Origin of the sequence: Pseudomonas sp. Kh14 (assembly GCF_900291005.1) — a bacterium.
GTDB lineage: Bacteria > Pseudomonadota > Gammaproteobacteria > Pseudomonadales > Pseudomonadaceae > Aquipseudomonas > Aquipseudomonas alloputida.
Genome location: NZ_OLKJ01000054.1, coordinates 1 through 587, shown reverse-complemented (window position 1 = coordinate 587; position 587 = coordinate 1). Strand labels below are relative to the sequence as shown.

Below are 587 nucleotides of genomic sequence, written 5' to 3'. Positions count from 1 at the left end.
GTGAAGGTCAATGCACTGTGGTTGTTGATCGGCAGGCCGTCTTTGTTGGTCAGCGTGATGGTGTAAGTGATCTCGCCGCCTTCGGTGACCGACGGGGTCGCGGTCAGCTTGGCCACTACTTCGTCGGTGGTGTCGGTCACTTGGACCGAAGCGTTGCCGCCCAGTTGCAGGTTCTCGAACGTTGCGCCGGTGGCGTCTACCGCCGAATTGATACCAAGGCTGATCTGGCCAGCATCGTTGTAGACGTCATCGCCTTGCGCCGCGTGGGTGTACGGCGCGCTGGTTTCGCCAGCCTTGATGGTGACCTGAGCGTTGTTGCTCAGGGTCACGACTAGGTCGTGAGCCAGGGCGGTGTTGATGTGCACGGTGAACGTCGGTTTGACGTTCTCGGCCACCGAAGTCTGGTCGGCCGTGATGGTGACCTTGACCAGATCGCCTTCGTTGCCCGGCGTACCTGGCTCGTCGGTCACCGACGTGCTGACCGGCGTCTTGTCCAGCGTCAGCTGTTCGAACTTGCCGACATCCGCGCCTTCAACGGTTGCGATCGACATCACAACCGGGTCGTTGCTACCGACGTAGACGTTGTC

At 60.8% G+C, this 587-nt stretch carries 1 protein-coding gene; it reads right to left on the bottom strand.

Annotated elements, in window-relative coordinates; translation table 11 throughout:
* A partial coding sequence (locus FQ668_RS27290) for an immunoglobulin-like domain-containing protein (RefSeq protein WP_144180748.1) occupies positions 1-587 on the bottom strand: 587 nt, incomplete at both ends.